This is a genomic window from Methanomethylovorans sp., assembly GCF_041305605.1.
Classification (GTDB): Archaea; Halobacteriota; Methanosarcinia; order Methanosarcinales; family Methanosarcinaceae; genus Methanomethylovorans.
Genome location: NZ_JBFYLB010000031.1, coordinates 1 through 19,032, shown reverse-complemented (window position 1 = coordinate 19,032; position 19,032 = coordinate 1). Strand labels below are relative to the sequence as shown.

General features: G+C 42.4%; 20 protein-coding genes. 17 read left to right on the top strand and 3 right to left on the bottom strand.

Annotated features, from left to right (window positions below; all coding sequences use genetic code 11):
* The first annotated feature begins 1,260 nt into the window (after window positions 1-1,260).
* The 13 genes from ACCM36_RS02245 to ACCM36_RS02185 all read left to right on the top strand — a co-directional run bounded on the left by ACCM36_RS02245 (window position 1,261) and on the right by ACCM36_RS02185 (window position 13,984).
* On the top strand, window positions 1,261-1,950 hold the full coding sequence (locus tag ACCM36_RS02245; protein ID WP_370572087.1) for a hypothetical protein: 690 nt from the start codon (window positions 1,261-1,263) through the stop codon (window positions 1,948-1,950).
* A gap of 33 nt (window positions 1,951-1,983) precedes the next feature.
* On the top strand, window positions 1,984-2,931 hold the full coding sequence (locus ACCM36_RS02240; RefSeq protein WP_370572086.1) for a hypothetical protein: 948 nt from the start codon (window positions 1,984-1,986) through the stop codon (window positions 2,929-2,931).
* Between the two features lie 21 nt (window positions 2,932-2,952).
* Entirely contained in the window at window positions 2,953-4,920 is a 1,968-nt protein-coding gene (locus ACCM36_RS02235; protein WP_370572085.1) for a histone deacetylase, read from the top strand.
* Between the two features lie 9 nt (window positions 4,921-4,929).
* On the top strand, window positions 4,930-5,994 hold the full coding sequence (locus tag ACCM36_RS02230; RefSeq protein ID WP_370572084.1) for a histone deacetylase family protein: 1,065 nt from the start codon (window positions 4,930-4,932) through the stop codon (window positions 5,992-5,994).
* Between the two features lie 21 nt (window positions 5,995-6,015).
* Window positions 6,016-6,930, top strand: a complete 915-nt coding sequence (locus ACCM36_RS02225) for a hypothetical protein (protein WP_370572083.1) — start codon at window positions 6,016-6,018, stop codon at window positions 6,928-6,930.
* A 143-nt stretch (window positions 6,931-7,073) separates the two neighbouring features.
* Window positions 7,074-7,661 (top strand): hypothetical protein, encoded by a 588-nt coding sequence (locus tag ACCM36_RS02220; RefSeq protein ID WP_370572082.1) that lies wholly within the window; start codon window positions 7,074-7,076, stop codon window positions 7,659-7,661.
* Between the two features lie 43 nt (window positions 7,662-7,704).
* The gene (locus ACCM36_RS02215; RefSeq protein ID WP_370572081.1) at window positions 7,705-8,679 is read left to right on the top strand and encodes a hypothetical protein; all 975 of its coding nucleotides are present in this window, start codon (window positions 7,705-7,707) and stop codon (window positions 8,677-8,679) included.
* Window positions 8,680-8,688: 9 nt separating this feature from the next.
* The gene (locus ACCM36_RS02210) at window positions 8,689-9,030 is read left to right on the top strand and encodes a hypothetical protein (RefSeq protein ID WP_370572080.1); all 342 of its coding nucleotides are present in this window, start codon (window positions 8,689-8,691) and stop codon (window positions 9,028-9,030) included.
* Window positions 9,027-10,106, top strand: a complete 1,080-nt coding sequence (locus tag ACCM36_RS02205) for an RAD55 family ATPase (RefSeq protein WP_370572079.1) — start codon at window positions 9,027-9,029, stop codon at window positions 10,104-10,106. The genes ACCM36_RS02210 and ACCM36_RS02205 overlap by 4 nt, the downstream gene beginning before the upstream one ends.
* A 20-nt stretch (window positions 10,107-10,126) precedes the next feature.
* Window positions 10,127-10,897: a hypothetical protein gene (locus tag ACCM36_RS02200; RefSeq protein WP_370572078.1), complete on the top strand. Its 771-nt coding sequence runs from the start codon at window positions 10,127-10,129 to the stop codon at window positions 10,895-10,897.
* A 16-nt stretch (window positions 10,898-10,913) separates the two neighbouring features.
* Window positions 10,914-12,539: a hypothetical protein gene (locus ACCM36_RS02195; protein WP_370572077.1), complete on the top strand. Its 1,626-nt coding sequence runs from the start codon at window positions 10,914-10,916 to the stop codon at window positions 12,537-12,539.
* A 42-nt stretch (window positions 12,540-12,581) separates the two neighbouring features.
* Window positions 12,582-13,355, top strand: coding sequence for a GNAT family N-acetyltransferase (locus ACCM36_RS02190; protein WP_370572076.1), 774 nt, complete (start codon window positions 12,582-12,584; stop codon window positions 13,353-13,355).
* A gap of 59 nt (window positions 13,356-13,414) precedes the next feature.
* On the top strand, window positions 13,415-13,984 hold the full coding sequence (locus tag ACCM36_RS02185) for a hypothetical protein (protein WP_370572075.1): 570 nt from the start codon (window positions 13,415-13,417) through the stop codon (window positions 13,982-13,984).
* 35 nt (window positions 13,985-14,019) lie between these two features.
* On the opposite strand, the gene ACCM36_RS02180 is transcribed toward ACCM36_RS02185, so the two are convergent.
* Window positions 14,020-14,721, bottom strand: a complete 702-nt coding sequence (locus tag ACCM36_RS02180) for an RAD55 family ATPase (RefSeq protein ID WP_370572074.1) — start codon at window positions 14,719-14,721, stop codon at window positions 14,020-14,022.
* A gap of 166 nt (window positions 14,722-14,887) precedes the next feature.
* On the opposite strand from ACCM36_RS02180, the gene ACCM36_RS02175 reads away from it, so the two are divergent.
* Entirely contained in the window at window positions 14,888-15,295 is a 408-nt protein-coding gene (locus ACCM36_RS02175; RefSeq protein WP_370572073.1) for a hypothetical protein, read from the top strand.
* 4 nt (window positions 15,296-15,299) lie between these two features.
* The gene (locus ACCM36_RS02170; RefSeq protein ID WP_370572072.1) at window positions 15,300-16,031 is read left to right on the top strand and encodes a MinD/ParA family protein; all 732 of its coding nucleotides are present in this window, start codon (window positions 15,300-15,302) and stop codon (window positions 16,029-16,031) included.
* Between the two features lie 2 nt (window positions 16,032-16,033).
* On the opposite strand, the gene ACCM36_RS02165 is transcribed toward ACCM36_RS02170, so the two are convergent.
* Complete coding sequence (locus ACCM36_RS02165) at window positions 16,034-16,762, bottom strand: hypothetical protein (RefSeq protein ID WP_370572070.1); 729 nt, start codon at window positions 16,760-16,762, stop codon at window positions 16,034-16,036.
* A 225-nt stretch (window positions 16,763-16,987) separates the two neighbouring features.
* Between ACCM36_RS02165 and ACCM36_RS02160 the strand changes: the two genes are divergently transcribed.
* Both ACCM36_RS02160 and ACCM36_RS02155 read left to right on the top strand, forming a co-directional pair.
* Window positions 16,988-17,131, top strand: a complete 144-nt coding sequence (locus ACCM36_RS02160; protein ID WP_370572069.1) for a hypothetical protein — start codon at window positions 16,988-16,990, stop codon at window positions 17,129-17,131.
* A 34-nt stretch (window positions 17,132-17,165) separates the two neighbouring features.
* Entirely contained in the window at window positions 17,166-17,354 is a 189-nt protein-coding gene (locus ACCM36_RS02155; protein WP_370572068.1) for a hypothetical protein, read from the top strand.
* Window positions 17,355-17,521: 167 nt separating this feature from the next.
* Here the strand turns inward: ACCM36_RS02155 and ACCM36_RS02150 are convergent.
* The coding region (locus ACCM36_RS02150; protein WP_370572067.1) for a PGF-pre-PGF domain-containing protein at window positions 17,522-19,032 on the bottom strand (1,511 nt) is incomplete at its 5' end.

The window sequence follows — 19,032 nt, the reverse complement described above, 5'->3', positions numbered from 1 at the left end:
GGACAATTCCTTTTGAAATTCCAATAGCGTTAGAATTTTTGATTCGGCAGTAAATTACACTCGATTTAGGTTATAAACCTGCAAGACATTTACATATTGTGTGGGGAGGAAATGACACAGGCTTTATATGGTATTTTAGTGCTACACTTCTGAATGCTGTAAGCTTGTAAGACTGTTTTCCTCTCTCCTCTGTGGAAGGAAAGGATTTAAACCCTAAAGAAAATGGGTTTGATGAGTCATGTGTAAGTGTTGTAGGTGCTGGATATTTCATAGGAGTGGGCTGGTGCTGAGTGGGGTTACTTAACATGACTCATTTCTTACCGATTAATTGTCATACAGGACAGGCAATACTACCTGAGCCAAGCGGGTGAAAGTGACCTGGGTCTGAGTGGCATCATACACGACTGCATTAGCAGCAAAATGTTCTTATACTTACGAACTATTTATGGTTGCAGATTGGGAGATATTCTATATTCTCCTAACCACAATCAGGTACCTTCCAATGGCAGGTTTGTTAATCCTGCCATTCTTCCCCCTATCATTTTCTGCCATCCAAATGTTCTTTTGCACTGATGTTGACTGAATATTGGACATTGTCCCCAAAAGGTTTCTTTGGACTGAGGCAGGGTGGGAATGCCTGCTGAAGTTAATAATGCTAGGTTATTATGCAGAGCCTTGAATATAAAAAATTCTAAGTCTGTTCATATCATGTAAACATGTAAAATGTTTTAATCAGTGATAGGATGTATATTCGAACAGTTTGCCTTACCTGCGGGGAAGTAGTATACCACAATCTACGGATCCACGAGCGTGAAACCATCAGGGCGAGTAATTCTTTCATAGAGATTACGGATATCGGGACATTAGACAACTGTACAGCTGAGGATCTTGCTGTGATGCCTTCAAGGTATTGAGCAATCACATCTACGATGGTATATTCACGAGTGAACTTTGCAGGATCCTCAAGGAAAAATTCGGAATACTGGCCAGACACTGCTGTGATATCGTGCAGCAGCTGAAGATCGTGCTAAATATGTACTGTCTGGATAGGCAGCATTCATATTACGTGTAAATTTCAATAATCTTCCTCTCAAAAGCGCATTTAATGGTAAAGTATTAATATCTATACGTGTCTATAAAAATATACTCTCATTGAATCTAATCAAAAAGGTGGTATCGCAGTATACTAAATAGGTAATAAAGTGATATCACCTTTTTTTATCAGGAGGTGTTCATATCCTAAAAGGATCTATTCTCTTTATGGTATTGTTTCTTTTAGTTTCTCAGGCAATGGCAGAAGCCGTCTATGAGAATGATGTACAACTGGAAAAGGACAGTCTCAGATTAACTATATTTGAGACCTACAATTTAACTGACGCCAGTGAATTTAGAGCATCTTTAGATGCTGATAACGATTCCAGGGTAACGGAACTTGAGATTTCATCTTTTAAAGAGTCCTATCTCGCATCAAGAACTCCTCAGTTCATGGAATATGTTAAAGTGGATGAAGGGAATGTTACTTTGTACCTTGATTCTATTTCTCTGGACCTTTATAACGCTACAGGCAATATCACACAAGCACCTCTTTATGTAAATACTACTATCAATTACGGTCTTACTCCTGAACTGGGAGAAAATGGTAATCATTCTTTATGGGTCATGGGCCACCCTCTTATCGAGAGGATGCGCATACAACTTCCCACAGGTACTGTTCTAATCTCAAATGCCGGTCTGGACAATGTCACCACATTGAAAACAGACCCCGTTATACTGGAAGGTAAGAGTGGTATACGCAGCTTCATGGCAGGTAACAAGTCCACATTTGAGTATGCTGCGAATTTAGAGTTCCGGGAACGGAAAATATATGAACATAATTACATTCTGCCCTTTCTCATAGGAGTAGAGTTACTGTTGATCTTGTTTGCACTCTATATACGAAGAAAGCGTTAAATATTATACAACTCTTATTATAATAAGAGTTCAATGAGACACCTTAACTTATTCCTCGTATTGTTCATTTTGTTTCTTTCCACATACGTAAGCGGCTGTTCAAGCCAGGAGCCTTCAGAGGCCGTAAATGAAACTGTAAAGCAATTCTTGGAGGCAGTAAATACTGATAATTGTAATGTGGCATACAATATGTATGAAGGTAAGGATTTCCTTGCCCCTGCCAGCATAGAGTTATCTTTCAAAAATAAGGATTTTTCAGCAGGCAGTCTTAAAAATGTGGTGATCTCATCAGAAGAGCATACGGATGTGGTTGCTGTTGTTACGGCACAATGCACTGTGGCAAAGCTCGATGACGATGATAATGAAATTGAAAGAAAACTTCTCCCCATTTACTTCAAGTTACAAAACAGTGAACTCGGCTGGATCATAACTCGGGTTACTTTCACTGCTCCCCTTGAACTCTCCGAAGATGATCTGGTTACTATAGAGGTTCAGGAGACACCTGTAGATTCTATCACAGAGAACTCTGTGCCTCTAACTATATTTTCTGTAATGCTCTTCGGATCTGGTATATATCTCGATCGTAAGGAAAAGCAAAAACGCAAGAAAAATGGCAAGACAGTAGATATAAGCAATGCTACTCCAATGGCTAAGGAATCCCTTGCCCAGTTCATAAGGATGGTTCCCTCGCAACAAGTTGCGGTAGGTGGGAAGGGGATTATTGATGTATGGGTGAAGAATTTCTCTCAGCAGCCCTACGAGAACTTTGCTGTTAAAGCCAAGTTTCCAAATACTGTGGATATCAAAGACATCTCTCTTTTCTTTGGCACGATACCTGCGGGCCAGGCAGCAAAACAAAGCTGGACCTTTGTGGCCAAGGCGCAGGGATGGCTTGGGGTGGAAGAACCTACTATTGTATTTGAGTATCTGGGAGCCAAATATGCCGGAACCTTGGACACAGTGTGGGTTCCAGTTCAATAAATGTTGCTACATGGAGGCATCATGAGTCAGGAAGATGGAATGCACGGTCTGGAAAAAAAGCCAGATTCTAAGGATGCCATGTCAAAACTTAACAAGCTGATTTCCCTGCGTTTTGATGAGAATATAGCAGGCAATGATACAGATGCTATCTCTTTGAGATCTGTTGTGGAAGAAGCAATTGCTTCTCCCGGGAAAGAGATAACTGAAAACTCCGTATCTGCTGTTGATATCAATAAAGCTATCAGGTCATCTGAGATAAATGTTGTCACGACCATTAGGCAGGAGCAACGATCACCGGTTGTATCTGAACAACAAGATCCGGGGCAGGAATGGCAACATAAACTGAACGAATTGGCTTCCACTAGTTTTGCGGAAGTATCGTACGAGTCCTATGAATTAAAGCTCGAAGAACCTAAGCCTCCGAAGGAGCCGGATGTTTTGCCAACAGCTTCACGTCCTTTGCCTCATGCAGATACAATTACAAATTCAATTGTCCATGCACCAGTTGTGCAATCAGTAATTACTCAAAAACTAAATACAGTATTGGAAAAGAAAGATGCTATAACTGCATCTACTCTGCCTGAGAAAAAAGAACTTGCTGCTCTTATCCCTAATAGAAAACAAAAAGAAGCGTCAGTTCCGGATCCGGGGAAACAAACGCAGATCTTAGATAAGGATGTAAAGGAAAGTATCAGGAATATGGGTAAAAAGCCTGTGAAAACTGAGGACACTGTTAGCATTATTGATGTGCTTGATTCCATTGAATCCGAAATGAAGAAGAAGGAGGCTCATAAGAGTGAGCATTCACATCTCGCAGGGGTTAAAAAAGATCTGTCTCAGCACCAGCCGGGTACAAATACACAACCATCTTCCTTTGATGTACACGTACACAAGACTCCAAAGGGCGATACAGGTATGCCCGTAAAAGTGGCCGTACTCTACTCTGAGGCTCATAATGCACACTCGCCTAAAAATACGAATATTGAGATACTGGAACGTCCCGAACGTCTGACAAGGGCTATGGTATATCTGGAACGCTGCGGTGTTTTTGGTGAAAGGTGCGATCTTATCAAAGACAAATATTTTGCTTCTGAGAAAGACCTGCTGCAAGTCCATTCTCAAGAGTATGTCAAGTTCGTCAGATCATATTCTGCCTCAGGTGGAGGTTTCCTGGGCGACAGTACTTACATGACATCCAGTACATTCGAAGTCGCAGGACTTGCTGCGGGCTCGGCCATACAGGCCGGAGAACTTGTAGTGTCAGGCAAATACTCCGCAGCAATGGCCATTGTAAGGCCCCCGGGTCACCATGCAGGTGTGGATAAGTACAGAGGATTTTGTATTTTTAATAACGTGGCAGTCCTCGCACGTTATCTGCAGAAGAAAAAAGGTATTTCAAAAGTAATGATCATTGACTGGGATGCACATGCCGGGGATGGTACTATGGAGATATTCTACAATGACCCAACCGTTATGGTTGTATCCTTGCATCGTGACCCGCATGATTTCTATCCTCGCAGAGGTTTCAGTTCCCAGATAGGAGAAGGACCAGGTAAAGGTTACACTGCCAATGTGGAAATGCCTGTAGGGGCAGGAGATGAAGAATATGCCTTTGCTTTTGATGAATTTGTGATTCCTATTTTGCACAGTTTCTCGCCGGATTTTGTAATATGCAGCTGTGGATTTGATGCTTATTACAAGGAACAGCACATGAAGCTGAACCTTACTTCTGCTGGTTATCATCTGATGGCAAAGAAGATCATGTCTGTAATGAATGGGAACTTCGTGCTGGTAATGGAAGGCGGCTATCACAAGTTCAATGGGCATCTTGCACATGTGGTCATCAATTCGCTGCTCGGTTTACCTGATCCAGTGGCTGATACGGTCAAAACTACGGAATATGAACGAAATCAGCAGAGATCTGTCATGAAAGAGACAGAAAAAAAGATCGGGTATATTAAGGAAATGTTGGGGATCCAGGGCCGGTAAAGAGGTAGAATGAGCAGCACAGGTGTAGTATACAATTCTAATCACGAGCTTCATGATTACATGCTGAAGGGTTTTCCAAGTCCGGAAAGCCCTGCAAGGTTACAGAGGATTATGCAGCATTTCAGGGACAACCAGGTACTTGAAAATAATAACTGCAAAGTTCTAAGCCCTGCCAGTGCTTCTGCTCTGGACATCCTGCGTGTGCATACGGAAGATTATTTTTCATTTGTACGATCCCGTTCCTTAAGCGGTGGTGGATGGCTTGGTAATGATACATACCTGTGTGAGGGATCGTTCGAGGTATTGTTGCAGGCGGTGGGATCTGTACTGGAAGCCGGTAAAGCTGTTGCAACAGGACAATGTGACAATGCTTTTGCTTTGATAAGACCGCCGGGACATCATGCTCATGCCGATAGGCACAGTGGTTTCTGTGTGTTCAATAATGCTGCTATCCTTGCAAGGTACCTGCAGCAGATATATTCCTGTTCAAAGATTGCTATTGTCAATATAGACGCTCACGCTTCGGATGGTACTCAGGATATATTTAATGCAGATGCATCCGTCCTATGTATTTCAGTGCACCAGGACCCATCGGATTTTTATCCATTCAAGGGTTTTATCCGGGAAATGGGCTTTATGCCAGCTGTGGGGTATACATTGAACATGGAAATGCCACAAGAAGCCGGAAATCCCGAGTACTCTATCTTCTTTGAGGAAGTCGGCCTTAAAGTGCTGGAGCAATTCGGTCCGGATATAGTGATCATGGAGTGTGGTTTTGATTCTTACTACAAAGAAAAGCTTGCTAAACTAAACCTCACAGTTGATGGCTACTATGACATAGTTTCGCGCATCTGTAACAGATGGCATACCATTGCATTGCTTGAGGGAGGTTATCATGATGATCTTGGCCTGCTGGCAGACGTAGTATTACAGGCTTTGGCAGGTAACAGGTATACTAAAGATGAGGTTGATCAGATTAACTTACTTGCTTCCCGCCAGAGTTCCTGTAGACGCATATTTGAGAACAAACTAAATGAACTTAAAAATTTGATGTCATCCTACTGGATAATTTAACAGATTCAATTTGGGGCTTATATGATAGAACTTGCGTGCTATGATGGTGGACTGAGGATCTCTAAACTGGAATACCCATATGAGCTGGATAAGCTGAAGATAGGCAGATTTGAATATTTCAATAAACATCTGGGTATGAGCGACTACGCAGGAAACTTTCGCAGCTGGCTCAAAAGACAATCTGTAACCCTTATAGTTGGCATTGATGATGTCACTATCAATGGTTGGGTAATGACAGAAAGATGGAAGCAGAATGCTAAGGATGGACGTTCTGTCTATGTGCTGCGGGCCATAGAAGTATCTCCTTTCATTGCACGCAAAGGTATTGGCAAAGCATTATTCCTGCTAAGCTTCAAGGCCTGTCCTGGTCACATGCTGACCAAGCCGGTCAACTCTATAGCAAAGGCTTTTTTCCTGTCTTTGGGTTTCCAGGAGCCTGGTAAAAATTGTCCGGTCGATCTGAGTAGCTATCCTGGTTATCTTTTCCTTTCTGAAGGTTATGAATTCCATAATGTTCCCAATGAACTCAAAATGAGCAAAGGAGGGATTTTAGAATGCCAGAAAGACATTTCTATTAAGGACATGTTCCGCCCGGCATTTAGTTCAGTTTCTATTCAGGATGCTGGAGTCGTGTCTGCAAAGGAAACTACGCTTATCAGGGATGCTATCCAGGATAGCATATCAAAAGCTGAACCTAAGACAGAAGTAGAGGGTCATTATGTACAATCTCCCAGTCCAGCTTCTATCCCGGTTCAGGGTGGCTCAGATACAACTGCTTTTAAAAGTAGGGAATTTTTGAAGGAACATAAAATGATGAGCCCATGCAGTTGTGGTGAATACCTGACTCATAAGTATGCAGTGTCAGGCAATTCTCCTGGTTTTCTTTTTGTATGTACTGCATGTGGAAAAGAAAGATATTTCCTTAAAAACTCATGATCTTTTCACCTCTGTTTTTACATTAGTCCCTTCACGCTTTTTCTTAGCTGCATTTTTCCGTCAAACTAATAGAAACCATTTTATTGGTGCAATACTATATATTACTTAATTATAATTTAAAGTTAAATAAATGTAGGGAAATCATGGCGCAGGAGCAAGGTATTGCAAAAGTAGATCTTAATTACATCTTCAAAGCTGTTATTATGGGAACTTCCCTCTACTCTGATAACTGGGAAAAAGGGGTACTTTATCTCACTAACCTTAATCTCTGGTTCTCGGAAGGTACCGGATGGTTCACTATTCCACTCAAGAACATAACTATGGTGGGTAGGGAGGTTCCGAATACCATACGTATGAAAGCACAGCGTGCCATAGGCACAACTTATGTGTTGATCATCGACTATATGCAGGCTTCCAGTGTAAGCACTGATTCATATGCGTCTTCAGTGGCATTGTTGGGAGGTAATGAAGCGGTAGTTAACACTTTGAAAGCTTATCTGCAGCCAATGTGTGGTACTCCTCCGAGGTCTCAGTCCCTTTCTGACATTGACAAGAAACTGCTTTACATGCTATACACAGGGATCAATGATATGCTGAAACTTTCCTTCCTGATAGGGACGGACGCTGAAACTCTTGCTGGCAGTTTCAAGAATCTCAGAGATCAGGGACTTTGTGATACAATGGGAAAACTGACACAAGAGGGTATGGCGAAGATAAAGGAGATGATGTAATGCTCATGTGTCATATCTTATTCTTTGCCAGGAGGGTTCTAATATGAGTGATATGCCCCCAGGTTTGCCTCCTTTTATGACCTCACAGGCCGGTGGTCCTCCGCCCATGGCTTCAGGCGGCAGTTTTGCCCAGTCGCTGGGTGCATTTGGTACCATGTTAAAGATACAGGAAACGATCAGCACCAGATTCCCAAATTCAAAAGTACCTTGGAAAGATACTCGTATTTTTCTGCGTGCACATACCATTGAGTCTATCAGGTCCACCCCTTTGTATGGTTTTATGATGCGCCTATTCAAGGATGTAGGTTTGGGAGACATGCAACTTGTAGGATACGCACCCATGCATTATGTGTTCGCAGTCCCAGGATGTCCTGTTTGTAATATCTATCCTGCTCTTCATAACCAGAAGGTATGCGTAGCTACTACAGATGCCTTGCATAGATTCTTCAAAGAGGAACTAGAGCTGGAATGCATGGTCGAGGAAACAGAATGTGTAAAGGACAGCGGAGCAGTTTGTAAGTTCAAAGTATCGTTACAGCCGATCTCTGCTTATCAGGTACTCCTTGATGACAATGACAAATTGATCCTCTCTGGAAAAAGACCTCCGGTTATGGAGCAGCCTGAACTCGTTAGCAGGGTGGAGGCACTTACGATCTATAAACTTCTTGATCAAGGTAAACTTTCTGACATCGGTCAAGCTTACATGCAATTTGCAGGCAGTATGGCGGTAAAAGAAAAAATATTTGATCCTCCATGGAAAACAGCCGAGGAACTCAGATCAATTGTTTCCAAACATGGTACCTTTGGCTCTGCTTTTGGTGAAATGGCTGCAAAAGTGCAGTCCGTGCAGGTCCCTGCTCCCCAGGTGCCTTCGGCCCCTTCTACGCCGTCAGTCTCTCCGTCATCATCTGTTCCTCCTGCACCATCGGTTCAGGAACAGGCATCGAAGATCAAAGATGAAGCAAAGAATGCAGGAAGCTTTGCTGAGCTCATAGCGAAGATGAAAAAACAAAACTGAGGCTTTAACATGGTTTGCGAGTCCCAAAATGCTAAATGTGATCTTATCTCCAGATTTTCCGGAGAGATGGTACGTGTCATTACCGGCAGTTCTCATTACAGAGGAGAATGCCTGATGGTAGATCTAAACTCAAATGATGTTGTTCTCAAAGATGTTGTGCGCAAGGTAGATTCCGGTTGGGTCAAAGTAACAGATCTCATGCTGATATGCGGACCTTCGGTTGAAGTTATTTATATTGAACTAGGTTACCCTTTCGAGGTAAACGAATCGCTTATCCTCTCTGTGGAGAACGGTCAGATCAATCACAGTTCTGATATGGAAAATGATCATGAGCTGGAGGGGTTGTTATGAGCGACGAGATGAGGATCCCCACAGGTATATCAGGATTAGACAGGGTCATCGAAGGTGGTGTGCGTGATAAGACCACATTGCTCGTCGTGGGTTCAAGTGGTACCGGAAAATCCACTTTTGCCATGCAATATCTTGCTTATGGACTTGAGCATGGTGAAAATGCACTTTATGTGAGCATGGAAGAACCACCTGAGCAGATTCTCAGGGAAGCCCGCATGCTGGGTTTCAATTTAGACAAGTACTACAACAAAGAACTTTTCTTCTTCCACTCCAAAGGGAAGGATTTTGTCAAACTGGTAGAAGAACAGTTACCAGCACTTGTAGAAGCAAATAAGGATTATGCTGTAAAGACGCGGGTGGTAATTGATCCCCTGACTCCGCTTATCTGGGCCATTCAGGATAAGCAGGAACAAAGGGATGTGATCACCAAATTATTCTATACTTTGAAGCAGCTTGGCCCTGTGCTGATCACGACAGAAGAACATGCAGCTCCAGGAGAAACAGTAGGTGAGGATGTGCTTATTCCTATCTATATGTCGGATGGTGCTGTTCACCTTTCCTACAGGCCTATAGGGGGCGCTTTTAACCGGGCTCTTGAGATCATAAAGATGCGTGCCACAAGGCATGGTGAAGAGGTCTATCCCTATATATTTGTCCGTGGCATAGGTGTTGTTGTCAGGACCACCCCCCTTATTTCAGCCGAGGATGCAAATAAATATGATGATATGTTCGACAAGGCCATCAGGACTGCAGCCGACCTCGGTGCTTCTGAAACCTTGCTGGAGCGTATAGCATATGTGAAGAATAACTGGGCTTATTCCTTCTCGCCCAAGGAAACTCTTCAGATATTCTTTGAATCCCAGGGGCTTACTGGTTCCATTCGAAAAGAGGATGTTGAAAGACGTAAGCAAGAGGCTCAGCATATAGCCGAGCATGCGGGTGAGCAGTCTGCTTTCCTTGCTGATGTTGAAAAGACTCTGGTGGGCTCTCAACAGATGGCAAATGTTGTAAAACCGCAGTCTGAAGGTCTTATTGATATCGAGGAGCTTAAAGAACTCGAAGAGCTTGTGAAATAAGCATACTTGATGTGGTCCAGATGGCAGTGAAAAAAACAAAAGAGGATCTTGAGGACGTATCTCTGCTAAAGTTCGCACTGGTAGCCCAGTTGAAGAGGACTTATGAAACAAGTGATGTGGATATATTGCTGTTTGCAGGAGTCGATGGGAAGATATATGCCTCATACATTCCGGAAAGTATTGGTCCTAAGATATTCGAACTGACAAATCTTATTACCAGCAACTTATTGCATATTAGCCAGCAGCTTTCAATGGGTTTGCAGCAGTCTGTGATCGAATATGAGTTTGGTACTGTCATTTTCTCATCTGTGGGCAGGGGTGCATTGCTCATCTCATTGTTCACTAAGAAGGTAGACCTTTCTCAGAACATGAGAAAAATAGAGATCACAAGGGATGTCATGCAGCATCTTTTCGAGCAAAGGCCAATGACTGTGGCGCAGCTTTCCAAATACCCGGCAGATGTTTCCAGAGAGCTACGGGAACTTGCGAAATGTGTGTTCAATGAAATGTACACGCAGTCTTCTGAATATAAAAAGAATATGGAGATACTTAGTGACATCAAAGAGAAGATAACGGGTGTTATGGGACGCGGAGAGGTTGATCAGGTGCTTGCTATGGCTTTTAACGAAATAGCTTCTTCTCCAAAATGGATGACGGAGAAACTTTGGCCATTGCTACTGGAAATGGTGATCAATGATCAAATACGTCCACTACATGGCGATTACATTGCTGATGTTTGTATGGCCGAGTGGATACCTGACATCAAGCGTAAGCTTGAGTCTTTTGTATAAAAACGGATGTGGCTGTATGGTAAAGATTACTAATTTAAAAGACAAGCCAAAAGATGGTTCAAATGGTTGCATAGAGCCATACGATAGTAATGACACAGCTGACCAGCCTGAATTTAAGGCAGATGTATCGGGGTCAAATGGTAGCGACAGTTTACCTGGAAAGGTTGATGAAAAAACACCAGAGGAAAAATCCCAGGTCATTTATGATGATGCAGCTTTTCAGCTTATTCAGCAAAAACTTGCTTATTTTGAAGACCGGTTCTCCGACATACAGCTAAGAATAGATGAGGGTCTTTCGCAGAATTCCGGCTCTTTGACTGCGCTGAAAGATGAGATCTCTTCTCTGGCTTCGAACAGAGAACTATCCAAGTTAAGAAAAGAATTTGATTCATTCCATAAGAAACTAAGCAGAGTAGCAAGGGAAGAAGATGTTCTCAGTGGTCAATCCCTTAACGCTGCCAAAGTTCCTCCGGATGTGCTCCAGATCACTTATTCAAAAACGTTGAATGATCTCTACGGAGCAATATTGAATATCTATGGTGACAGTGAAGCAGAAGCGATCATTACTTCGATCAGGGACAACGTTCGCGGGTTCAGTGCAGGTGTAGATTTCTTCCGGTTCGAAGAAGGTTCTTTTGTTGTAAAAGAGCTTTCAGAGGCCATACAGTCCCGATTGGTTTCGACAAAACAGATCCATGGCACCTATATAGAAATATTTAAACGAATGGCAGAACATGCGCCAAATTATGAATCCCAGGATTTCAGGTCATTTGTGGAAACAGGCAGCAGGGAATATGCCGTTGAGAAGATCGCTGAGCACAATCACCGTCTCAAGGATCTGGAATCTCTTGTGAACAAATATTTGAAGGAGTTGAACAATGTTTCTGAGAACATGGGTTTTGTGGCTCAGTTACAGAACCAGCAGTTAGAGGAGATCAAAACCAAATCAGAGGATATTATCAATATCAAGGGTCAGATATCAAACCTTTCTCATGCTGTGAACCTGCATACGCGTCTTTTCAAGAAGCTTAATAGCAACTTGGAAACTATACGCTCACAGCTAGAATTAATTGAGTCAGGTTCGGATAACGAGTTGAAGGCGCAGGAAATTCTATCCATCTCCTCTGAAATTTCCCAGGCTGTACCATCGCAGCCTGAACTTGCGGCTCTTGCTGCATCTTTGAATGATCTGAGAGAGCAAACATCATTGATGGTCACAGAGCTGTATTCGCGCGTAGATTCGGTTTTCTCGGATGTTCGTGGTATTGAAGGTGTTTCCAGAGAAGTTGCTTCATTGCAAGAGCAACTGCAGAAGCTGCGTTCGGATATGCAGGAAGATGTGATGTACATAGATCTGGGTGACATTGAGGATGTTGTCATCCATGAAGATGAGAAAAGTTGTCTTGAAAGCGATCTGTGCATTGACCTTGATGACTTTCATGAGTTCACAGGAGTTGTTGTAAGCACTCTGGGTGATGTTGGTCCTTCGACATTGAAGCAACTTCATAAGGCACTGTTTTCCTCTGAAGTGAAACTGGGTGAGGAAGAATTGATGCAGGTATTGGATGAGGCTTTATCCTTGGGTTCGATCACTTCGCAGAGAAAAGGAAGGTACCTTTACTACAGTGTGAACCAGGGGTAATGAGTAGCTCCAGGTACAACATATCTGATGGAGATAAGGTAAATGCAGGAAATGGAGACAATTCACCAGGCAGGGGATATATCTTATGCTCTTCTCGTATCACCCGAGGCAGTTGATGATCTTATTATCGACGTAGGTGCTGGTGAACGAGAGGGCTTTATCTATTTTCATCAGAAATTTGGAATGCCTTATACATTCCTGCTCAAGAAATCCATTGAGTCGGGTCATTTCCTATTCGTGTCCATATCCGGGAATGACAAACTCATAGGTTTTTCCAGATTTGAAAAACTAGAGGAACATACTGAAAAAGAAATAAAGGGTAAGATGAATGTTGTCAATCCCTCTTTATTCCTATTGCGTAGTATGGAAGTTCATTCTTCTTTCCGTAACTGTGGAATTGGCAGGGTCTTATTTTCAACTGCCGTATACTATCTTAAGGGTAATGTTCTCACAATTCCGGACAATCCTGAAGCTGCACGTTTCTTCAGGAAAAAGCTTGGTTTCACTGAGGTTACAGATCCTATTGGTAACTATAAACAAAAGTATGAAGGGCATCTGATGCTGGCATATCCCAAAGCGGTTGCTTTATGGCATGAAATAGCGGCAAAATATCCAAGGATAGTATATCCTGAACTGATCGATCTTTATGAATCGTTGAAATTCCGTCATAGCATGGGTAAAGTAATATCTTGTAATGATGTTGGAAGGTTTGAGATATTGTTTGCGGAGTGTAATGGTATGCTATCCGGTGTTATGGAAAAGGAAATGACCCGCCTGCTTATTGAGTTACGTAGAGGCATTCGATGTAACGCTTGAAATATGGTCTGTTATTGATCGCGATCCTACGATAGTTAAGATATTTAATGGAGGACAGTGTGGCAAACATAGATTCTCAGAAACTGCGCAGAAAACTGCTTAAATTATACAATAAGTATCATGTGACTCCGCAAAAAGAGCAATATACGGAACAATCCATTTCTGTTGCAGATTGCACCAATACTATAGATAACATCACGGATCATTTGCTTCAGAGCACTAGAAAGAAATTGCGACAGGAAGTAGCTCAGGCATTCAAGAATAGTGAAAATCCTGAGATCCCTTATTTTGCTGTGATAATGGATATTATGCAATTCATGAATGAATTTGTGGGCGATCCTCATACTGTTGAACTCATCTTTGTACGTGTCAATAATGAAGTAGCACGCAGAAAACTTGAACTTGAGGAAAAGATGTACTATTCTGATGGACAATGGAGCAATGATCTTTCAGAGGGTGCTATTCAGAACCTCCGAGATGCTGGTACAGAGAGGGATTATGTCTTACTGGTGGAAAAACTGTTGGAAACTTTGTCAACTTCAGTTGACAATCAGGAGATCGGTATAGCACGCATGAGGCTTATGAACATTATTCGAAAGCATACCCATCATGAGCTCAAAGATGTCTGAAACTGGATATACGGATATCTCTCCTATATTTCCGATCAGGGCAGGTCGCGAGATATGATGGAAGATCCATGTGCTGACAGCTTTAGATCATGTTTTCCGGCAACAAAATCTCTCCCTCTTGATTTTATTATCCTGATGTATCGCTGTATATCATCACTTTTTGGATCCGGACCTCCTAACTCTATCACTACATCAGAAAGATGGCTCAAGATACTGGTACTGATCTCATCTCCTGTTAGATCCCCTGTCATCACAAGTAGCGTATTTGAAGCTGCAAAACCTCGGAGCAAATTCACAAAGAAAGCTCTTTTTTCTAAAGGAAGCAATTCCCTGTCATCTTCAAAGGACGGCGATATGCCTAATATCACTGTCACCGGGTCAATGACCACCCTGTCGGGATTATCCTGGGCGAGGGCATGGAAATACTTGAGTGTTGCATAGTCTCCCTTTGTAAGTATTTCTTTATCCAGTTCAAGGAGCTTAAGGTTACCGCATTTCAATACTTCATCATCAAAGAATGAGTAGTTATGTGCAATGTGCAACAATTTATCCGCAGGTTCGGACAATACGGTGATGTAAATACATTTTTCACCGGCTTTTGCAGCTGTGAAAAGCGACTGTAAGCAGATAATGGTACGCCCGCTGCCCGCAGGCCCTGCTATCAACATACTTGATGGCTGCATAAGACCACCTTGAAGTATAGCATCTAGATCGGGTATGTATGTAGGAGATAGCATGTGGTTACCTTATTACAATATCTGTGGTGTTTAGATAGTTATATATTTATCGAAATAAATGTTTATGTGCTTTGGTGCAGCTGTTGCACAAGCAGTGTATATTTACATAATTGTATATCACATTAACAATGCAGAATATGTTCTAATCCCTCAAATGTTGATCATCATGCCTGTACCAGAATTTGATATTAATGTTATTGCTTTGCTGAACGATCTTGATGATCGCTTAAGGCAGCTGGAATCAAGAGTTTCAGAAGTCGAAATGCGATCCTCTCCACCGGTAGATGATAAAATGGCTATGTTCCTCACGGTTCCTGATTCTATCCGCAAGTCACTTTTTGCTGTATCGAGCCTGGTTTCATGTACTGCGGATGACGTAAGTGAGATAACTGGCCGTCACAGGTCTATTGAGAACAAGTACCTTAATGAGCTCTACAGATCAGGATGGTTAAAGAGGGACAGGAAAGGTAAGAAGATCTTCTACTCTTTGAAAAAGAGATTGGATGCCGAGAGGCATGAATGTGTATCAGCTGTAGAAGAAATCGAGAGCAAGCTAGACCAGCTGTTGGGGTGAAAAAATGCTACTAAGCTTCCATTCGTATAAAGGCGGTACAGGGAAAACAACCTTTGTGAGTAATCTGGGTGTCTACCTTGCCCAACAAGGGCAGAAGATATGCATCATTGATACAGATGTGAACGGTCCAGGTCTGCATTCTCTTTTTGATATTCATTTCTCAGCGACATTAGTAGATTTCTTGCGGGGTGAATGCAAGATCAGTGAGATTGTATACAAGCCATATAGGGATATGGATCTGTATATTATCCCATCCAAAGCCTGCGAAGAGGACATTTCTTCTATGTTCAGTTCCCCCGGCGAGGCAAAGGATAAAATGCTTGAGGTCATTAAGTTTCTGAATAAGCAGTTACAGGTGGACCATATTCTATTCGATTGCAGTCCCGGTATTAACAAATCCAGTCTGCTCACCATGAATATAGCTGACAGGGCCACCATTGTTTCTACTATAGATGTGCAGGATATAAGGGGGACCTATATCCTGTCCAACATGTCTTCAAAACTCGGTACCAGAGCCAACCTTCTTTTCAACAGGACTCCCAAAGATAAATCAGAGGAGATCAATGGTATAGTTGCAGAGTTCAGCAAAAAACTGGGGACTTCACTTCTCGGTTCACTCACCTTCGATGATACGGTGGCACGCACCTGGTCAAGGAAACTAGTGATCGTAGAGGAAAAGGATTGTGATTATTGCCAGCAGTTGCGCACAATTGCAACGAGGTTGCTGATGTCATGATCCTATGATCTTCGATATTCTTCAATGTGCTCATGGACGATCTTGTCCAGTTCTTTTCTCTCTTCTACACTGAGACTGAAGATCTCTTTTACCTTTTTTAGATCGGTGCTCACAGCAGGCTTTAACATAAGTCTTCCATTTTTGAAAGTATATTGTATGTCATCCTTGCTCTTTTTCGATCCCAGCTGAATAGCATCTTCCGTTACATAAAGAACAGTGTCGAATATAGTAAAAAGAAGCTTCTGTGTCTCGGTGTCGAACATATTTAGAGTAACGGTACAGATCATTGTTCCTTTTTTATCCATTACGCGGGAGGATAACAAGTCAAGAAAACGCATGAAAGGGACCTTATTATGGCGCCACCTAAGAAATCCCAGGTCTTCAAGAAAGAGTAACTGCCTTGCTTTTATTTTTGATTCGATGTTCATCAGCAGTTCTGTCATATCCGTGCAAGTGACGCCACCTGCAGAGAATTTTAATGAGCTGTCATATGTGGAGGCCAGTATGGGATACAAACTATGATCGGACCTGAATTCTTCCCATGACCCATTGGTTTGTTCTGTAAAGAAGATCATGGACATTGGCACACCAGTATCCTCTAACAGGGAAGACATGATGCAGTATGCAAGTTCGGGCATCCTGGCCTGCTCGCCATATGCGAACAATACAGAATGGCCATCGATCAAATCAAACAGCTCTGTTGCCGCATTTTTACCTGTGATCTCAGTCATATTTTCCCTACAAAGATTTTTATAGTAGATATTAGCTGCTGCTTGCAATCATAATTCCTTTAAATATGTGCTTTCTGGCGTATGTTTATGTAGTTATTATATTTTACTGTTTTATCTCTTTCCTTTATCTCTTAATCTTGCTATGCTTTGTGCAGTGCATCGTAGGGCATGCTTTGCGAAAAGGTTAATAGTGATAGTAGCAGATGTAATTTGAGGTGGCATTGTATGTCAAAATTCCTAAAGAGAAATAACGAAAGAAAGGGCGAAAAGAAAAATGAGGAATTGGAATCTAAGCTTATACAAGATAACCTCTCCGGGCTCAAAGAAGAGCCAGTGGAATTTCCAGGCGGTGAAGACTTCGAGGAGTGAGCACATCTCTTCTACAGTGTCTCTTCGTATATCCGTGGAACCGTCAGAAGAACCGCCAAAAACCATGGTCTTTCTTAGCGGGGCTAAATACGAAGATGTGCTCAGGGAACTCAGGATCAACCAGGAAACAGTACTTCTGTTAAAAGATGGGGAATTAGTCCCATCGGATGGGGTTGCCAGTCCTGGCAACTTATCCATTCTAAAAATAACGTCAAAAGGATGAATTGGGTCGGCTGTCCTCTGCAGAGGATTGGTCCAATTATTTTCTCAGGAATTCGGCCGAACCTATAGAACTCTACAGAAAATATCCGGGCCCCGTGCATTGCAGGTAATATCTGCTCATGAGGAAATCCAGCCCTACTCACCTTATGCAGAACAAGTTTAACATATTCAATTATCCTGTTTTTTTAAATATTCATATCCTACTGCAAGTACTCCTATTAATACAAAGACAATGATGAATGTCCATATCCTGGATTTTTCGGTTTGTCTTTTCTCCAGGCCAACATCCCCTATATTGTCAAATGGTGTACCCTTATCGGTATTTTCGGCTTTCTGTTCTGTTTGAATGGGTGTTATATCAGCAGTGGGTGTAACAACTGCTTTTTCAGCAGTTATCGCAAAAGGTGAGAAACCCGGGGTATGAGACTCGAACATTACATATTCCGTGTCATTGCTTTCCACATTGGTGGGCAACACTTCCCAGACAGCTCCATTATATCTCAACAGCCTTATATCTTCAGGATTTATTCCCATCTGCCGGATCCACTGACTATTGACCTTGAACTTTATAACAGCATCTTTTATATTACTCGTTGTGGCAAAGCCAGCCTTACCTACCCAGATATTGATATATTTATACACGGAACCATCTGGATCACCAGTAACAAGTTTTGACCTGTTGTTTAACACCTCTATAGTGGAAGTAATTTCTCCGGAATTCTTTAGGGAATATAAGCTGATCGATCGTATGGGATTGTTTTCAGTTGTGAATTCATAGACAACGTTGGAATTCATTCTCAGATGCTTACTGTCCATTTCTTTCAATGCAAGGTTTGAGAAGTCCTCGACCGAGGCTGCTCCTCCACCTCCTCCGCTGCTTCCACCACTTCCCCCACCACTGCGGCTGGATCCGGTCGTCAAACTAACGCTTACTGAATTGCCTCCAACCCCTTCCTCATTGTATGGGATCAGGGTATAGGTATAAGTCGTACCGCTGCTTAAACTGTTGTCGACGTAAAATGATGATGAACTCACATTACCAAGCACCACATCATCACGGCTTATTTGTACTCTGGTGGTATCATCTGAAGCCTCCCATGTCACAGTGATCGAAGTTTTAGTGATATTGGTTCCAGAAAGGCTGGAGATCTCAGGAAGTATCACCGTCATAGCTGAATCGTTCAGCCATGCTGAATTGATGTTCCCGTTAGTGTCCACTGTTCTGGTACTTATGATATGTGTGGTTCCTTCTTCCAGGCCAGTTGCATTATAATCGCTGTCCGATGAATTTGTGATAAATACAGCATCAAGATAGACCATAACGTGACTGAAGTCCGGATCCTCTGGATTTGTCCATTGCCAGTTGATCCATTCTGTGCCCACATCAGTTTCTCCGAGGTTAGTTACAGATGCGGGTGGAGTTATATCCGCAGGTATCGCAGTTGTTGCTGAATCGTTCAGCCATGTTGAATTGATGTTCCCGTTAGTGTCCACAGTTCTGGTACTTATGATATGTGTGGTTCCTTCGGCCAGGCCAGTTGCATTATAATCGCTGTCCGATGAATTTGTGATAAATACAGTGTCAATATAGACCATCACATGACTGAAGTCCGAATCCTCTGGATTTGTCCATTGCCAGTTGATCCATTCTGTGCCCACATCAGTTTCTCCTAGGTTTG